Here is a 15,960-nt window from a genome sequence, read left to right on the forward strand (position 1 = left end):
TTTATGCCTTAGATTCATTTCCGGACAGCGCAGTCACGGGACGAACGGGAGGGTCCAAACTGATGGACGCGGTGGACAGGCAGCTCATCCAGGCGTTGCGCGAGAACGGCCGGGCGTCGTACGCGGAGCTGGGCAGGCTCGTGGGACTGTCGGGCCCGAGCGTCACCGACCGGATCAACCGGCTGGAACAGGCCGGGGTGATCACCGGCTACCGTGCCACCGTCGCCCCCGCCGCGCTCGGCCTCGGGGTGACCGCGCTGGTCGGCCTCCAGCTCTCGGACGCCGCCGACCACGAGGACGTGGCGGGCCGGCTGCGCGACCTGGACGAGATCGAGGACTGCTGGTTCATCGCGGGCGACGACTCGTACATGCTCAAGGTGCGGGTCGGCGACGTGGACGGGCTTGAGCACACGATCCGCCGGCTGTCCGGTACGAAGGGCGTGGCCAGGACCCGTACGACCATCGTGCTCTCCACCAAGTGGGAGAACCGGGTCGGCGCGCTGCCCGACGAATGAGCGGGCCCGGGGGCCGTGCCCCCGGAATCCCGTCCGGCGGCGGTGGCGTACTGTCGAACGGTTCGGTTCGGCAGGAGGAGGAGCGGATGGACGCGGGGCTCAAGCGCGAGCTGGAGGAGAAGGTCCACGCCGGTGAGCGGCTGACCCGTGAGGACGGTGTCGCCCTCTACGAGTCCGACGATCTCGCCTGGCTGGGCGGCCTCGCCCACCATGTGCGGACGCGGAAGAACGGTGACGTCGTCCACTTCAACGTCAACCGGCATCTCAACATGACCAATGTGTGCACCGCGTCCTGCGCGTACTGCTCGTTCCAGCGCAAGCCGGGCGAGAAGGACGCGTACACGATGCGGATCGAGGAGGCCGTCCGGCTGGCGAAGGCCATGGAGGGCGACAACCTCACCGAGCTGCACATCGTCAACGGCCTGCACCCGACGCTGCCGTGGCGCTACTACCCGCGCTCGCTCAAGGCGCTCAAGGAAGCACTGCCGGAGGTCTCGCTCAAGGCATTCACCGCCACCGAGATCCACCACTTCGAGACGATCTCCGGGCTGTCGGCCTCCGACATCCTCGACGAGCTGATCGACGCGGGCCTTGAGTCGCTGACCGGCGGCGGCGCCGAGATCTTCGACTGGGAGATCCGCCAGCACATCGTGGACCACCGCACGCACTGGGAGGACTGGTCGCGGATCCACCGGCTGGCGCACTCCAAGGGCCTCAAGACCCCGGCCACCATGCTCTACGGCCACATCGAGGAGCCCAGGCACCGGGTGGACCACGTACTGCGGCTGCGCGAACTCCAGGACGAGACCGGCGGGTTCCAGGTCTTCATCCCGCTGCGCTACCAGCACGACTTCGTGGACATGAAGGACGGCAAGGTCCGCAACACCCTCCAGGCGCGGACCACGATGGCGACCGGCGCCGAGGCGCTCCGCACCTTCGCGGTCTCCCGGCTGCTCTTCGACAACGTGCCGCATGTGAAGGTGTTCTGGGTCATGCACGGCCTGTCCACCGCGCAGCTCGCGCTCAACCACGGCGCCGACGACATGGACGGCTCGGTCGTGGAGTACAAGATCACCCACGACGCGGACGACTACGGCACGCCCAACAAGCTGACCAGGGACGACATTCTCGAACTGATCCGCGACGCGGGCTTCCGTCCGGTGGAGCGCAACACCCGTTACGAGACGATCAGGGAGTACCCGGGCCCGGACGACGCCCGCCGTGAGTCGCCGCAGCCGATGCGGGTGTGACCAGCGTGACACTGCGTACGGGCCGGGGTATGGATCGGTGATGTTTACGATGCTGGCATGTCCCTCACGTGCCAGCTGGACCCGGTGATCGACGACGAGCTCAAGGACGACATCCTCGCGCTCTGGATCGACGTGTCCAACGCGGGCGGTGCCGTCGGCTTCGTCCCCCCGGTGACGGAGGACGACATCCGCCCCGACCTGGAGTGCTCGCTCGCCGAGGTCACGGCCGGGCGGCGCAGGCTGCTGGTCGGGCGCGACGAGGACGGCGAGGTCGCCGCGACCGCCTTCCTCGCGTACAACGGCCACCGGCTGATGACCCACTGGGTCTGGCTCTACACGGTCATGGTCCACCCCGGCCGGCAGGGGCAGGGGTACGGCCGGACGCTGATGGCCGCGGTCGAGCGGGCCGCCCGGGAACTGCACGGCATAGAGGCGATCCGGCTCACCTGCCGGGGCGGCACGGGCGTGGACCTCTTCTACGCCACGTGCGGCTACAAGGAGGTCGGCCGGGTACCGGGCGCGATCCGTGTCTCGCCGGGCGACGACCGCGACGACATCTACATGCTGCTGACGCTCTGAACGTCCTTCCGGCGAGGCCCTGAGGGCGCCTTGAGGGCCTTCCCGGCGGCCTTCCGCCGGCGTCCGCGGGGCCGTGCCGGGCGACGCGGCCGCCGCCGCACCTTGGGGTGGCCGACCGGCCGGGAGAGCGGCGTGCTTCACTGGACGCATGCTCCGTTACACCGCACTGCGCTTCGGCCTCATCGTCGCCAGCTTCGGGGTCATCTGGGGCCTGGTCCGGCTGCATGTCCTGCCGGCCGGGCTGGGTGACTCGAACTACCTGTGGGTCGCGCTGCTCTCGCTCCTCGTCTCCGCGCCGCTCAGCTGGGTGCTGCTGCGGGGCGTACGCGAGCAGGCCGCCGTCCAGGTCTCCGGCCGGGTGGAGCGCACCCGGCAGAACCTCGCGGCCAACCTCGCCGCCAGCGCGAGCGCCGAGGACGAGGCCGACGACGCCGCGCGCGGGGGCGCTCGCGACAGCGAGCCGCACGCCGTCTGACGTCCGCCCGGACCGCCCGCCGCGCGGGCGGCGCAGGCGTCACAAGGGCGCCGCGCGCCCCTTCCGGCGCATCCGTGATCAAGGGCCGCCCGGGGAACTCGGGAAGGCCCGGGGCGACGCGAACTCCGCCGTCAACTCCGCTGTCCCGCGTGCCGAGTCGATCGGTGAGTTCCGGGTGCTTTCGGCCGCTTCCGTGTCCTCGCGACGGACTTCGGGCGGACGCCGGGAGGACATCGGGGAGCCGTACCGGGAAAACCGCCGAACCGCCGCCGTTGTGGACGGGTTTCGGGCGGCACGGGCGGCTGTGTACCGCAAAAGGCAGGGGCCCCGCAAAGGAAATGCGGGGCCCCTTGGTACTGCAGGTTCTGGGCGCGATGCTTGCGCCGACCTTCCGGACTAGTCGACGACTAGTTCGGGGTGACGTTCTCCGCCTGCGGACCCTTCGGGCCCTGAGTGACATCGAAAGTCACCGGCTGGTTCTCCTCGAGGGAGCGGAAGCCGGAGGCGTTGATCGCGGAGTAGTGAACGAAGACATCCGGGCCGCCGCCGTCCTGGGCGATGAAGCCGAAGCCCTTTTCAGCGTTGAACCACTTCACGGTTCCGGTAGCCATAAAGCCCTCCTTGGGCCCAAAGGGTTGCCCTGCTCCAGAACCTGCTACTGCAATGTCTGAAAACTACAAAAGCCCGCGGGTTACATGATCCGCAGGCTTTGTACTGCAAGGAAACCAAACTGCAACTTGCGATGAGCCTAGCATGTGGGGTCTGGGCCGGGGAAGAGCCTCAAGATCCGTTTTTACGGGTCGTGAGCGCCCTCCCTGAGGGGCCTTGCGCGGGTGGTGCGCGGGGCTTGTCCAGCGGTTTCCCCGACCCGATTGCGCACTCCCACAAATGAGCGCGAAGGCCGGATTGTGAGCGATCGAGTACGCGGGGCGTACGCCGGCCCCGATACCCGGGCGCGCGGCACGCCGGGACACCCCGGCGCGGCGGCGGCCCGCCCCAGGAGTAGCGTCCGCGATATGGACACCTCTGTGCGTGACGGCGACCCCGGCCTCACCCGCCCCCGGGTCGGCCACATCCAGTTCCTGAACTGCGTCCCCCTCTACTGGGGTCTCGCCAGAACCGGTGCCCTGCTCGACCTGGAGCTGACCAAGGACACCCCGGAGAAGCTCAGCGCCCAGCTGATCGACGGCGACCTGGACATCGGCCCGGTCACCCTCATGGAGTATCTGCGCCACGCCGACCAGTTGGTCGCTCTCCCCGACATCGCCGTCGGCTGCGACGGCCCGGTCATGTCGTGCGTGATCGTCAGCCAGCTGCCGCTGGACCGGCTCGACGGCCAGCGGGTCGCCCTGGGCTCCACCAGCCGTACGTCGGTCCGGCTCGCCGAGCTGCTGCTCACCGAGCGCTACGGCGTCACGCCCGACTACTACCGCTGCCCGCCGGACCTCGCGCTGATGATGCACGAGGCCCAGGCCGCCGTACTGATCGGCGACGCCGCCCTGCGCGCGTCCCTGCACGACGCCCCGCGGCTCGGCCTCGAAGTCCACGACCTCGGGCAGATGTGGAAGGACTGGACCGGGCTGCCCTTCGTCTTCGCCGTCTGGGCCGTGCGCCGCGACTACCTCGCCGCGCACCCCGAGGCGGTCCACGAGGTCCACCGCGCCTTCCTCGCCTCCCGCGACCTGTCCCTCGAAGAGGTCGACAAGGTCGCCGAGCAGAGCGCCCGCTGGGAGTCCTTCGACGAGGACCTGCTGCGGCGCTACTACACCACCCTCGACTTCTCCCTGGGCGCCGACCAGCTGACCGGCATCTCCGAGTTCGCCCGCCGCGTCGGCTTCCCCGCCCAGGCCCGCGTCGAGCTCCTGCCCGGCCGCTGACGGTCCCGCCGTAGGACCTCCCCCCGGGGGCGGGACGCTCACGGCCGGACTTCGGTACGGTCGTGGGAGCGGGCCGCCACGCGGGCGTGCGGAGCCGCCGAGGGACGGGGGAGGGACACCATGGGTGGGAAGCCGGACCGGCTGGCGGTCGACCTGACGGGACTTGAGGACTTCGCGCACAACCTGGACACCGTGCGCACGACGATGAACGGCACCCGCAAGCTCTTCGACGCCTATGAGGCCAAGCTCGGCTCGGCGAAGGTCTCCGACGCGCTCGACAGCTTCGAGCACAACTGGAAGGACGGCCGCAAGGAGATCGACGGGCAGCTCGAAGGTCTGTCGAAGATGGCGGCCACCGCCGTGCGGGAGATCCAGAAGGCCGACAAGGATCTCGCCGACCAGCTCGCCAAGTCCTCCGAAGGGGACGGCAAGTGAGCGCCGCCCGGCCGTCCGGCGAGCGCCCCGGCCCCGAAGTGCCCGCCTCCGTACGGGTGATGCCCGTCGAGCGGGAGGGCTTCTCGCTCACCGTGCCGATGAGCTGGTGGGAGTTCGACCTGCACCCGGCCACCCGGGACGACTCCGTACGCCGGATGCTCGCCCGCCGCGTCAAGGAGAACCCCGCGCTCGCCCCGCACCGGGACGTCCTGGGCCGCTTCCTGCGCAAGGCCGCCCGCGACGCGTACGAGAGCGGCGCCGTCTACGTCGGCTGCATGGCGCAGAACTTCGACGCGCTGCCGCTGACCGCGACCGTCACCGTCTCGCTGGTGGGCGCGCGTACCCCCGAGGGCCGGCTGCCGGCCGCCGACCCGGCGTCGATCGTGGCCGGGCTGCGCCCCAAGGAGGCGGCGCGCGAGGGCGACACCTGGCGCAAGGTGACCACCGTCGAGATCCCGGAGACCGGCCTCGCGGCCAGGACGTACGGCGTCGAGGACGTGACCGTGCCGGGCGACGCGCGGGCCGTGCGTACGGTGCTGATGCAGACGTTCATCCCGCTGCCGGGACGGGCGGACCAGGTCGCGCTGGTGGCCGCCGGCAGCTCCGTGATCGACCTCGCGGACTCCTTCTTCGACATCTTCGACGCCGTCACCGGGACCTTCAGGTACCGGGAACCGGGGGCTGCGACCGCCACGTCCCCACCTGTAAGTTAAATCATCCGCAGACCATCGGATCAGCCTGCAACTCAGGAGCCACGGGGGTCGGCCCTGCGGCACGTCGAACGAGGAGTCAAGCCGCCATGGCTAACGTGAATGTGACGTACCAGGACATGCGTGACGCGGCCACCAAGCTGCGCAGCGGTCAGCACGAGATCACCGAGAAGCTGAGCACGCTCCAGAAGTTCGTGCAGGACCTGGTCAACGGCGGCTATGTGACGGACCGTTCCTCGAAGCAGTTCGACCAGTCCTACAGCGAGTTCAACACCGGTGCCACCAAGACCATCGAGGGCCTGGACGGCATGGCGAAGTTCCTGGAGAGCGCGGCCGACGCGTTCCAGCAGGCGGACGAGCAGCTGGCCAAGGGCCTGCACGGCTGAGAGCGGCCGCTGCCCGATTCCTTTATGGCCCCCCGGCAGACGGGTGCGCGCCGCGGCGGCCACTGTCCCCGCCGCGGCGCACCCGTCCGTCGGGGGGCCGTAGTCGGTGGCGGCCGCTGGCGTACGCTGGGCCGGGTCCGACCAGAACCGGCTCAGGCCCCTCCGGCCCGCCACCCCAGACCCTCCGAAGGGACAGCCCCGGTGACTTCTCCGACCTCTCCGGTGAGCGACATCGCAGCCGTCCTCGACCGGGCCGCCGCCGGCGGCCGGATCACGCCGGAAGAGGCGCTCGACCTGTACCGCTCCGCGCCGCTGCACGCGCTCGGCTCCGCCGCCGACGCGATCAGGCGCCGCCGCTACGCGGGCACCGAGCACATCGCGACGTACATCATCGAGCGGAACATCAACTACACGAACGTCTGCGTGACGGCGTGCAAGTTCTGCGCGTTCTACGCCGCGCCCAAGGACACGGAGAAGGGCTGGAGCCGCGGGCTCGACGACATCCTGCGGCGGTGCGCCGAGACCGTCGAGTTGGGCGGCACCCAGATCATGTTCCAGGGCGGTCACCACCCGGACTACGGGGTGGAGTACTACGAGGAGCACTTCGCCGCGATCAAGCGGGAGTTCCCGCAGCTGGTGATCCACTCCCTCGGCGCGTCCGAGGTCGAGCACATGGCGAAGATCTCCGGGGTCGGCGTCGAGGAGGCGATCCGCCGGATCCACGCGGCGGGCCTGGACTCCTTCGCGGGCGCGGGCGCGGAACTGCTGCCCGCCCGGCCGCGCAAGGCCATCGCGCCGCTCAAGGAGTCGGGCGAGCGCTGGCTGGAGATCATGGAGACCGCGCACGGGCTGGGCGTCGAGTCCACGTCCACGATGCTGATGGGCACGGGCGAGACCAACGCCGAGCGCATCGAGCACCTGCGGATGATCCGTGACGTCCAGGACCGTACGGGCGGCTTCCGGGCCTTCATCCCGTACACCTACCAGCCCGAGAACAACCACCTGAAGGGCCAGACGCAGGCCACGCTCTTCGAGTACCTGCGGATGATCGCCATCGCCCGGATCTTCCTCGACAACGTCGCCCACATCCAGGGCTCCTGGCTCACCACCGGCAAGGAGGTCGGCCAGCTCTCGCTGCACTACGGGGCGGACGACCTCGGTTCGGTGATGCTGGAGGAGAACGTGGTCTCGTCGGCCGGCGCGAAGCACCGCTCCAACCGGATGGAGCTGATCCATCTGATCCGCGCCGCCGGGCGGGTGCCGGCGCAGCGCGCGACGACGTACGAGCACCTGGTCGTGCACGAGGACCCGGCGAACGACCCGGTCGACGACCACGTGGTCTCCCACCTGTCCTCGACCGCGATCGAGGGCGGTACGGCCCACCCCGAGCTCAAGCTGCTCGTCGAGCGCTGAGGGACGCGCGTGCTGACGCTGCACACGGCGGACGTGCTGCTGCCCGGCGGCGGGCAGCCGTCCGTGGCCGCCGGGGCGGTGCTGGTGGAGGGCGAGCGGATCGCCGCGGTCGGGTCCTTCGCCGAGCTGAGCGCGGCGCATCCGGGGGCGCGGGTGCGGCGCTGGCCCGGGACGCTCGGGCCGGCGTCGGTGCACGAAGGTCCGTTGCCGGACGCGCCGACGGCGCGGGAGCGGGTGCACGCGGTTTTGGCTCTTGGCGCCTGTGCGGTGCGGGATGCGGTCGTGACCGATCCCGCGGAACGGGCCGCCGCCGCGCGGGTGGGCGTGGCCCTGGTCGGGCCCCTCGGCCCCCGCCCCCCTCTCGCGCCCGCCGCCCGGGCCGACCTCGCCGCCTTCGACGCGGCGGGCAACTGCGTCGCCACAGTCCTGGCCGGCCGCCTCCTCTTCCGCCGCACCTAGCCCGCAGGGGCGCGCAGTCCGTCACCGCCCCGAGGGGGCAGTCGCTGTCGTTGCCGGGCCGTCGGCCGGTGGTGGGTTGCTCGCGCAGTTCCTCGCGCCCCTAAGGGAAACGTCCCGTTTAGGGGGCGCTGGGGACGTTCCGTTTAGGGGCGCGGGGAACTGCGCGATCAGCCACGACGCGGCTGTGGTTCGTCACCGGCCCGAGGGGGCTGTTTCTGTCGTATCCGGACCCACCGGCCGGTGGTGGGTTGCCCGCGCAGTTCCTCGCGCCCCTAACGGGGCCGCTCGGCTGAGGGGCGCTGGGGGTACCCCCGGGCGGAGCCTGGGGGAGGAACTGCGCGATCAGCCACGACGCGGCTGTGGTTCGTCACCGGCCCGAAGGGGCAGTTGCTGTCGTTGCCGGGCCGCCGGCCGGTGGTGGGTTGCTCGCGCGGTTCCTCGCGCCCCTAACGGGGCCGCTCGGCCGAGGGGCGCTGGGGGTACCCCCGGGCGGAGCCTGGGGGAGGAACTGCGCGATCAGCCACGGCGCGGCTGCACTCGGCCACCGGCCCGGAGGGGCTGTTGCTGTCGTTGCCGGGCCATCGGCCGGTGGTGGGTTGCCCGCGCAGTTCCTCGCGCCCCTAAGGGGGCCGCTCGGCTGAGGGGTGCTGGGGGTACCCCCAATGCCGTCAAGTTTGGCGTTTGGGCTGGTGGGGGTGGGAGTTTGGGCTGTTGTGGTTGATGGTTGCGGTGATGTGGGCGGTGCCGGTGGGGACGGTCTGGCGTTTCTTGCCGTTGCCGATCTTGCCGGCGGCGTATTTGGACAGGGATCGTTTGACGAGGCGGTTGTATATCCGCAGGCGGCGTGGGGGTAGTGGGTGGTCGCGGAGGTAGGTGCCGACCGCGCCGAGCAGTCGGGCGTCTGGGGGACCGTCGATCTCGGTGGCGGTGGTGATGCCGTTGACGGTTTCACGCAGGGCCAGGGTGAAGCCCATCGCGGTGCAGGGCAGCCCTGCGGCGGTCCCGGCGCGGGCCATGACCAGGCGCAGGAGCTGGTAGCTGATCAGCAGGGCATGGATCTCCTGGGCCAGGCCGGCTGGGGTGGTGCAGTGCAGGACCCGGCCGCCGAGCATCGTGGACTTGACCGAGCAGAACGTTTCCTCGACTTCCCACCGGTCGTGGTAACAGGCGGCGATCGCGTCGGCGGGATGGGTGCGCCAGTTGAGCAGGCTGGTGGCCAGCAGCCATGTGCTGGTGCGGGTGCCCTGGTCGGTGGTGACCTGGACGGTGACGGCGATCGCGCGGACTTCGCGGCCGGCCCGCAGCGTCAGCCATGAGCCGTCGGGGTAGCGCTGAAGGGCCGGCAGGCGGGCGGTGCGGGGCAGCCGCACCGTGAAGTCGGCCCCGGTGGCGACCAGATCCGACAGGAACCCGGCCGCGTCGAACCCCGCGTCGAGCAGGACCAGCATTCCCGTGTGCAGGCTGCGCAGCAGCCGCCGGGCCGGAACGAACTCCCGGCCTGAGACCGGGCCGAAGACCGCATCGGCCAGGGTGCGGGTGGAGCAGTAGACCAAGGCGATCACCTGCACCAGCGGATAGCCCGCCGTGCCGTAGCGGTGCTTGTGCTTGCCCAGCCAGGCCCGGGTGGCCGCACTGTCCGGGACGGCCAGGACCGTGCCGTCGACCGCGCAGACCTCAAGGCCCCGCCACGGCTGCGGCACCGCGGCCGGGTGACGGCACAACTCGCGCAACAGCAACTGCAGCGGACGCGACCCCAGCCGCACCCGCGCCGCGTGCAGGCCCTGCCGGGTCGGGTCCGGCAACCCCGCGCCACCGAGCGCGGCACCCGCCATCCGGTACACCGCCCCCAGGGACACCGACCCGCACAACCCCTGCGCGACCAGCAGATAGACCACCACCCGGGCCGGCAGATCACGCACCCGCCGCTGCACCCGGCCCGTCCGCGCCAAAACCTCATCGACCACGGAGAACGGCAGCAGCCACGTCAACGGCCCCAGATGCCCCGGCGCGAAACACCCGGCACCTGCGGCCACCGAACGAGTAATGACAGACTCAGACACAGCAGGGCCCCTCCACGGATCCGGACTCGACACCCATATCCGTAGCGGGGCCCTGCCCCCGCTGTCCCACAAACACCCCAACCCCAACAACCCAACCCCCAAACTTGACGGCATTGGGGGTACCCCCAGGCGGGGGCGCCCGGTTGGGGCGGGGGATCGGGGCGGCGGGGGGACGCATAGGGTGGGTCACGTGACCCGAGCCTCTTTGGAGAAGCAGCCCCAGGAAGTCGCCGCCATGTTCGACGACGTGGCGGCCAAGTACGACCTCACCAACGACGTGCTCTCCCTCGGCCAAGCCCGCCTCTGGCGCAAAGCCGTCGCCCAGGCCCTGGCCGTACGCCCCGGCGAGCGCGTGCTCGACCTCGGCGCCGGCACCGGCACCTCCTCCCTGCCGTTCGCCGCCGCGGGAGCGGACGTCGTCCCCTGCGACTTCTCCCTCGGCATGCTCCGCGAGGGCAAGAAGCGGAACCCCGAGCTGCCGCTGACCGCGGGCGACGCGACCCGACTGCCGTTCGCCGACGGCGTGTTCGACGCGGTCACCATCTCCTTCGCGCTGCGCAACGTCCACGACACCGACGCCGCCCTGCGTGAGATGCGCCGCGTCGCGAAGCCCGGCGGCCGACTGGTCATCTGCGAGTTCAGCCACCCCACCTACCGGCCGTTCCGCACCGTCTACACCGAGTACCTGATGCGCGCCCTGCCGCCGGTCGCCACAGCGGTGAGCAGCAATCCGGACGCGTACGTCTACCTCGCCGAGTCCATCCGCGCCTGGCCCGACCAGCGCGGTCTCGCCTCGCGGCTCCAGGGCGCGGGCTGGACCGCAGTCGCCTGGCGCAATCTGACCGGCGGCATCGTCGCCCTCCACCGCGGCACCAAGTCCGCGGACTGACCGCGCGGGTAAGGGATTTCGGGGGCGGGCGAGGGAGCCGGGCCCGTAGGGTGCGGTGTCTGAGGGAAGGACGGCAGGTCCAGCCGTCTCCCGACCGCCCCCGGAGTCGTCCATGCCCTACTGCCCCGCCTGCGGCAATTCCGTGTCCGACGCGCCGGACACGCGCTTCTGCTCGCGGTGCGGCAGGGATCTGACCGCGCCCGCCCTCCCGGGGCAGACCCCGTCGCCACCCACCGTGCCTCCGGCCGGACACGTACCGCCGCCCACCACGCCACCGGCAGGGCCGCCGACAGCCCCACCCGCCGCGTACACCCCGCCGCCGTACGCCCCCGCGCCGCCCCCGCCGTACACGCCCGCCCCGCCGCCCGTGCCCACGGGTCCCTCGCCCGCCGGGCTGTTCGCGCGGCGGGTGGTCAGCGGTGACTGGGGAAGGCCGGCGGCCGTCGCCGCCGCGCCCGCGCTGAGCGTCCTCGCGCTGGCAGTGGTGGTCGGCGCCCGCCTGGGCTCCGTGCTGCCCGGGTACGTGGTCGGCTGGGGCGGCCGCACCCGGCTGGCCCTCGCGCTGTTCGTGCAGGGCCTCGGCGGCACGCTGAACGTCACCTCCTCCCTCCCCGGCGACTCCGGCGACTCCGGTGACTTCGGCGGCTACGACGGCAACGACGACTCGTACTTCGGCTACGACGACTCCGACTCGGGCCTCTACGACGACGGTTCGGGCCTCTCCGGTTCATCCGGTTCGTCCGACTCCTACGGGATCGCCGGCTCCACGCTGTCCGTACTGCCGCTGACGATCACCCTGTTGTGGGTCGTGGCCCTGGTCGTCGCCCTGCGGGCCATGCGCAAGCGGCAGGCGGGCCCCGAGGCGGCGGTGCGGGTCGCGCTGCTGAGCGCGGCGGCCGCCTTCGTACTCGCGCTGGTCGGGCAGCCGACCATCGCCCGCGTCCATGTGCACTCCGGGCCCTTCCTGGTGGCACTGTGGACCTTCCTGATCAGCCTGGCGACGGCCCTGCTGGTGCTCTGCGGCCCGGCCCCGCACACCTGGCTCGCCACCCGCCCGGGTCTGGCGGCCTTCTACCGCGCGCTGCGCACGGCCTCGCTCGCCCTGCTGATCACCGTCCTCCTCGCGGGCGCGATCGTCTTCCTGGTGGTCGCCGACCACTACGACTCGGCCGGCGGCTGGGGTCTGGCCGGTACCGCGCTCCTGCTGCCCAACGCCGGGCTGTCAGGGCTGGGGCTGGCGTGGGGAGCGCCGTTCAAGCTGAACGAGATCACCATCGGGGGCCCTCCCATACGATTCTCCTTCGGTCTGTCCGAACTCGACCACGTGTGGAACGGCTGGTCGACGGCCGCGGTGGTCGCCGGGGGCGTTCTGTGCGCGCTGCTGATCGGGGTGCTGGCGGTACGGCGCTCCCGCGTCCGGAGCGAACAGTTCGCGGTGGCAGGGGTGTTCACCGCGCTGTTCACGGTGCTGGTCGCGCTGGGCGGCCTGTCGAGCAACGGCTCCGGCGGCCTGGGAATGATGGGCGGCGGCCATGTCACGCTGGGGACGAGCCTGCCCGCGGCGCTGGGCTTCTGCCTGCTGTGGGCGTTCGGCGGTGTGCTCGTCGGACCGTACGTGGCCCGGGTGCTGGGTGTTCGACCCGCCCCGGTCGGCGGCCCCCAGCCGTTCATGCCTCCGCGGCAGGCCGCGCCCGGCCCCCAGCCGTACGTACCTCCGCGGCAGGCCGCGCCCCCCGGCCCCACCGTTCACGACCTCGGCGTCGTGGAGCCGGACCGGCTCAAAAAGAAGGGCCCGCGCCACCAGTGACCCGCCGTCGGGTCCGGTACGACCGCCGTTCCGTGAGAGCCGCCGCCGCGCCCGGGGCGGCGTCCTCATAGACTCGTACCCGAGCCGAATCGCGGCCCGCATCTGGCACCCCGCAGCCCCTCGCCGAAACGGGAGAGTCCCACCGTGACCGACACCGTCCTGTCCGAGCACAGCGCCGACGTGATCGTCGTGGGCGCCGGGCCCGCCGGTTCGACGACCGCGTACTACCTCGCCAAGTCGGGCCTCGATGTCCTGCTGCTGGAGAAGACCGCGTTCCCGCGCGAGAAGGTGTGCGGCGACGGCCTCACCCCGCGCGCGACCAAGCAGCTGGTCTCGATGGGCATCGACATCTCCGAAGAAGCGGGCTGGCTGCGCAACAAGGGCCTGCGGATCATCAGCGGCGGCCTGCGGCTGGAGATGGACTGGCCCGAGCTGGCCTCCTACCCGGACTACGGACTCGTCCGCAAGCGCGAGGACTTCGACGAACTGCTCGCCCAGCAGGCGGTGAAGGCCGGCGCCCGGCTGTACGAGCGCTGCAACGTCGGCGCTCCGGTCGTCGAACCCCGTACCGGCCGGATCACCGGGGTCGAGACGAAGCTCGGCGAGGAGAAGCGGCCGGTCACCTTCTCCGCGCCCCTGGTGGTCGCCGCGGACGGCAACTCCAGCCGGCTGTCGCTGGCGATGGGTCTGCACCGCCGCGAGGACCGGCCGATGGGCGTCGCGGTCCGTACGTACTTCACCTCGCCCCGGCACGAGGACGACTATCTGGAGTCCTGGCTCGAACTGTGGGACCGGCGGGGCAGCGAGCCGCGCCAACTGCCGGGCTACGGCTGGATCTTCGGCCTCGGTGACGGTACGTCCAATGTCGGCCTCGGCATCCTCAACTCGTCCTCGGCCTTCCGCGAGCTGGACTGGCGCGAGGTGCTCAAGGCGTGGGTCGGGTCCATGCCCGAGGAGTGGGGCTACACCCCGGAGAACATGACCCAGCCGATCCGCGGCGCCGCCCTGCCGATGGCCTTCAACCGCCAGCCGCACTACACCCGCGGGCTGCTGCTGGTCGGCGACGCGGGCGGGCTGGTCAACCCGTTCAACGGCGAGGGCATCGCCTACGCGATGGAATCCGGGCAGATCGCCGCCGATGTGATCACCCAGGCGCACGCCCGGGCGACCTCCTCCCAGCGCGAACTGGCCCTGGCCAACTACCCGCGCGTCCTCAAGGACACCTACGGCGGCTACTACACGCTCGGCCGCGCCTTCGTGAAGCTGATCGGCAACCCGAAGGTCCTCCAGCTGTGCACACAGCGCGGCCTCACCCACCCCATGCTGATGCGGTTCATGCTGAAGCTGCTGGCCAACCTGACCGACCCCATGGGCGGCGACGCGATGGACCGGGTGATCAACGGCCTCACCAAGATCACCCCGCGCGCGTAGGGACCCGCTCGCTGCCGCGCGAACTCGCGGTCGTCCCCCCGGCCACCCCGGACGCCCTCACCGCACGTCGGCCGTCCCGCAGTCCCGCACCCGGGCGGAACCCCTGCCGTAGGCGCCGGGAGTTCCGGGGCCGGTCCGGGCGCGCGTGGAGCGGCGGACGGCCGTCGCGGCTCCCGGGGCCGCGGCGGCCGTCCGCCGGTGTGCGGAAATCCTCCCGCTGCCGTGCGACGCGGTCTCAGAGGACCCTGACTGCCCAGTCGGGCATGTAGTCGGCCAACTGGTGGATGGCGACAGGCGTGGACGGGTTCGCCGCGTCCAGGTACTGGCCGTTACCGATGTAGACGCCCACGTGGTAGGCGCTGCCCTCGCCACCCCAGAAGATGAGGTCGCCGGCCTGGAGGGCGCTGATGGACACAGGGGTGCCGACCGTCGACTGCTCCTGCGAGGTGCGCGGGAGGTCGACGCCGACGCTCGCGAACGCGGTCTGGGTGAGACCGGAGCAGTCGTACGAGTCGGGTCCGGACGCGCCGTAGACATACGGCTTGCCCAGCTGGGCCTTGAGGAACGCGATGAGGCTCGCGGCCTTGTCGGTCGAGGCGGGCGCCGCCGTGGCGGTGTCCGTCGGTGCGGGGGCGGTGGTGGCCGCGGGGGTCACCGTGGCGGTCGGGCTCGGGGACGAGGACGCGACCGGCGTCACCGTCAGCCGGGCCCGCTGGGCGGAGCGCGAGGCGGCGGCTCGGGCGGCCGCGGCGCGCTCCTTGGCGGCCTTCTCGGCCTTGGCGGCGGCCGCGGCCTTCAGGTCGCGGGCCTTCTGCTCGGCCGCGGCCTTCCTGGCGTCGGTGGCGGCACGCTCCTTGGCGGCCACCAGGGACGCCCGTATCGAGTCGTGCTCCACGGCCTCGGCGGCCCGCTGGGCGGAGACCGCGGTGGACAGCGGGGCGATCCCGGCCTTGGCGTGGGTATGGGCGGAGGCGACGGACGAGCCGTGTGCCTTGGGGGAGCGGTGGCCGTTGTCGGCCAGTGCCGGAGCGGCCGCGCCGCACAGAGCGAGCGCGCTGACGACGCCGCCGACGAGTCCGGCCCGGCGTACCCAGTTCGGGTTGCCGGGCGCCGCGTGCCGTCGGCGGCCGGTATGGCTATGCGTGTCGGACATGGGAGTCCGTGGTGTGTTCGGGGACATGCGTCTCTGGATAACAGGAACGAATGGTTCCGTTCAATAAAGGTGGGATGCGCCACAGTTGACGTGTTCACGGCCCAAATGACCGTTTCCTGATCATGGTTGGCGGGCGCTTTGGGAGGGTTTACCCCGACCGGTTACCTATGCGCTCGTGCACAGTTTCACGCGGGCCAATTCCGGGCCCCACGGCCCCGTTCGGCGGAGCCGGGCCGAGCTATCACGCGATTTCGTCCAGGGCCAATTTGCCTCGTCGGAAGGCCGCTTGATAATGCGCCCACCGCTCTGACCAGCGGTGACGCCCTTGCGTGTGGCATGAAGTGATCGTTTGTGACGCAACGGCACCATGATCACCGCTCATCCGACTTCATGATCATTGGCCTGGTGGTGGAGATCACAAAGACGGGGAGGTACCCCGTGTCGCAGATCACAGACCGGGAGGCATAGGATGCAGACGACTTGGGCTTGTGAACTGCCTCACATAGACGCGATCTTCGCGT

General features: G+C 71.2%; 16 protein-coding genes. 13 read left to right on the top strand and 3 right to left on the bottom strand.

What is annotated here, in order from left to right; translation table 11 throughout:
• Positions 1-62 precede the first annotated feature (62 nt).
• The 4 genes from OHA30_RS20915 (at position 63) to OHA30_RS20930 (ending at position 2,819) form a co-directional block, all read left to right on the top strand.
• On the top strand, positions 63-515 hold the full coding sequence (locus tag OHA30_RS20915; RefSeq protein WP_328915391.1) for an Lrp/AsnC family transcriptional regulator: 453 nt from the start codon (positions 63-65) through the stop codon (positions 513-515).
• Between the two features lie 86 nt (positions 516-601).
• The gene (gene mqnE, locus OHA30_RS20920; RefSeq protein ID WP_328915392.1) at positions 602-1,765 is read left to right on the top strand and encodes an aminofutalosine synthase MqnE; all 1,164 of its coding nucleotides are present in this window, start codon (positions 602-604) and stop codon (positions 1,763-1,765) included.
• Between the two features lie 57 nt (positions 1,766-1,822).
• Positions 1,823-2,344 (top strand): GNAT family N-acetyltransferase, encoded by a 522-nt coding sequence (locus OHA30_RS20925; RefSeq protein WP_328915393.1) that lies wholly within the window; start codon positions 1,823-1,825, stop codon positions 2,342-2,344.
• 148 nt (positions 2,345-2,492) lie between these two features.
• On the top strand, positions 2,493-2,819 hold the full coding sequence (locus OHA30_RS20930) for a DUF4229 domain-containing protein (RefSeq protein ID WP_328915394.1): 327 nt from the start codon (positions 2,493-2,495) through the stop codon (positions 2,817-2,819).
• Between the two features lie 407 nt (positions 2,820-3,226).
• Here OHA30_RS20930 and OHA30_RS20935 read toward each other — a convergent pair whose 3' ends face one another.
• Positions 3,227-3,430 carry a cold-shock protein gene (locus tag OHA30_RS20935; protein WP_033177709.1) on the bottom strand — a complete coding sequence of 68 codons (204 nt, stop codon included), beginning with the start codon at positions 3,428-3,430 and terminating at the stop codon, positions 3,227-3,229.
• A gap of 405 nt (positions 3,431-3,835) precedes the next feature.
• Here OHA30_RS20935 and OHA30_RS20940 point away from each other — a divergent pair, with 405 nt between their 5' ends.
• The 6 genes from OHA30_RS20940 to OHA30_RS20965 all read left to right on the top strand — a co-directional run bounded on the left by OHA30_RS20940 (position 3,836) and on the right by OHA30_RS20965 (position 8,099).
• The gene (locus OHA30_RS20940; RefSeq protein ID WP_328915395.1) at positions 3,836-4,696 is read left to right on the top strand and encodes a menaquinone biosynthetic enzyme MqnA/MqnD family protein; all 861 of its coding nucleotides are present in this window, start codon (positions 3,836-3,838) and stop codon (positions 4,694-4,696) included.
• Positions 4,697-4,816: 120 nt separating this feature from the next.
• A complete protein-coding gene (locus tag OHA30_RS20945; protein ID WP_328915396.1) occupies positions 4,817-5,131 on the top strand; it encodes a hypothetical protein in 315 nt (104 codons plus the stop codon).
• Positions 5,132-5,190: 59 nt separating this feature from the next.
• Positions 5,191-5,844: a hypothetical protein gene (locus OHA30_RS20950; RefSeq protein ID WP_328917929.1), complete on the top strand. Its 654-nt coding sequence runs from the start codon at positions 5,191-5,193 to the stop codon at positions 5,842-5,844.
• Positions 5,845-5,930: 86 nt separating this feature from the next.
• Complete coding sequence (locus tag OHA30_RS20955) at positions 5,931-6,227, top strand: WXG100 family type VII secretion target (RefSeq protein WP_328915397.1); 297 nt, start codon at positions 5,931-5,933, stop codon at positions 6,225-6,227.
• Between the two features lie 222 nt (positions 6,228-6,449).
• Positions 6,450-7,640 carry a cyclic dehypoxanthinyl futalosine synthase gene (mqnC, locus tag OHA30_RS20960; RefSeq protein ID WP_328915398.1) on the top strand — a complete coding sequence of 397 codons (1,191 nt, stop codon included), beginning with the start codon at positions 6,450-6,452 and terminating at the stop codon, positions 7,638-7,640.
• A 9-nt stretch (positions 7,641-7,649) separates the two neighbouring features.
• On the top strand, positions 7,650-8,099 hold the full coding sequence (locus tag OHA30_RS20965) for an imidazolonepropionase-like domain-containing protein (protein ID WP_328915399.1): 450 nt from the start codon (positions 7,650-7,652) through the stop codon (positions 8,097-8,099).
• Positions 8,100-8,767: 668 nt separating this feature from the next.
• On the opposite strand, the gene OHA30_RS20970 is transcribed toward OHA30_RS20965, so the two are convergent.
• Complete coding sequence (locus tag OHA30_RS20970; protein ID WP_328915400.1) at positions 8,768-10,159, bottom strand: IS4 family transposase; 1,392 nt, start codon at positions 10,157-10,159, stop codon at positions 8,768-8,770.
• Between the two features lie 190 nt (positions 10,160-10,349).
• Here OHA30_RS20970 and OHA30_RS20975 point away from each other — a divergent pair, with 190 nt between their 5' ends.
• The 3 genes from OHA30_RS20975 to OHA30_RS20985 all read left to right on the top strand — a co-directional run bounded on the left by OHA30_RS20975 (position 10,350) and on the right by OHA30_RS20985 (position 14,286).
• Positions 10,350-11,048: a demethylmenaquinone methyltransferase gene (locus tag OHA30_RS20975; protein WP_328915401.1), complete on the top strand. Its 699-nt coding sequence runs from the start codon at positions 10,350-10,352 to the stop codon at positions 11,046-11,048.
• 367 nt (positions 11,049-11,415) lie between these two features.
• On the top strand, positions 11,416-12,855 hold the full coding sequence (locus tag OHA30_RS20980) for a hypothetical protein (RefSeq protein WP_328915402.1): 1,440 nt from the start codon (positions 11,416-11,418) through the stop codon (positions 12,853-12,855).
• Between the two features lie 144 nt (positions 12,856-12,999).
• Entirely contained in the window at positions 13,000-14,286 is a 1,287-nt protein-coding gene (locus OHA30_RS20985; protein ID WP_328915403.1) for a geranylgeranyl reductase family protein, read from the top strand.
• Between the two features lie 235 nt (positions 14,287-14,521).
• Here the strand turns inward: OHA30_RS20985 and OHA30_RS20990 are convergent, their stop codons facing one another.
• On the bottom strand, positions 14,522-15,439 hold the full coding sequence (locus OHA30_RS20990) for a C40 family peptidase (RefSeq protein ID WP_328915404.1): 918 nt from the start codon (positions 15,437-15,439) through the stop codon (positions 14,522-14,524).
• Between the last annotated feature and the right edge of the window lie 521 nt (positions 15,440-15,960).

The organism is Streptomyces sp. NBC_00223, from assembly GCF_036199905.1.
Classification (GTDB): Bacteria; Actinomycetota; Actinomycetes; order Streptomycetales; family Streptomycetaceae; genus Actinacidiphila.

What these genes read in the sequence shown, in the direction of transcription:
- OHA30_RS20915 (WP_328915391.1), top strand. Translation starts at nt 63, where the DNA reads ATGGACGCGGTGGACAGGCAGCTCATCCAGGCGTTGCGCGAGAACGGC.
- OHA30_RS20950 (WP_328917929.1), top strand. Translation starts at nt 5,191, where the DNA reads ATGCCCGTCGAGCGGGAGGGCTTCTCGCTCACCGTGCCGATGAGCTGG.
- OHA30_RS20955 (WP_328915397.1), top strand. Translation starts at nt 5,931, where the DNA reads ATGGCTAACGTGAATGTGACGTACCAGGACATGCGTGACGCGGCCACC.
- OHA30_RS20940 (WP_328915395.1), top strand. Translation starts at nt 3,836, where the DNA reads ATGGACACCTCTGTGCGTGACGGCGACCCCGGCCTCACCCGCCCCCGG.
- OHA30_RS20930 (WP_328915394.1), top strand. Translation starts at nt 2,493, where the DNA reads ATGCTCCGTTACACCGCACTGCGCTTCGGCCTCATCGTCGCCAGCTTC.
- mqnE (WP_328915392.1), top strand. Translation starts at nt 602, where the DNA reads ATGGACGCGGGGCTCAAGCGCGAGCTGGAGGAGAAGGTCCACGCCGGT.
- OHA30_RS20945 (WP_328915396.1), top strand. Translation starts at nt 4,817, where the DNA reads ATGGGTGGGAAGCCGGACCGGCTGGCGGTCGACCTGACGGGACTTGAG.
- OHA30_RS20990 (WP_328915404.1), bottom strand. Translation starts at nt 15,439, where the DNA reads ATGTCCGACACGCATAGCCATACCGGCCGCCGACGGCACGCGGCGCCC.
- OHA30_RS20935 (WP_033177709.1), bottom strand. Translation starts at nt 3,430, where the DNA reads ATGGCTACCGGAACCGTGAAGTGGTTCAACGCTGAAAAGGGCTTCGGC.
- OHA30_RS20925 (WP_328915393.1), top strand. Translation starts at nt 1,823, where the DNA reads ATGTCCCTCACGTGCCAGCTGGACCCGGTGATCGACGACGAGCTCAAG.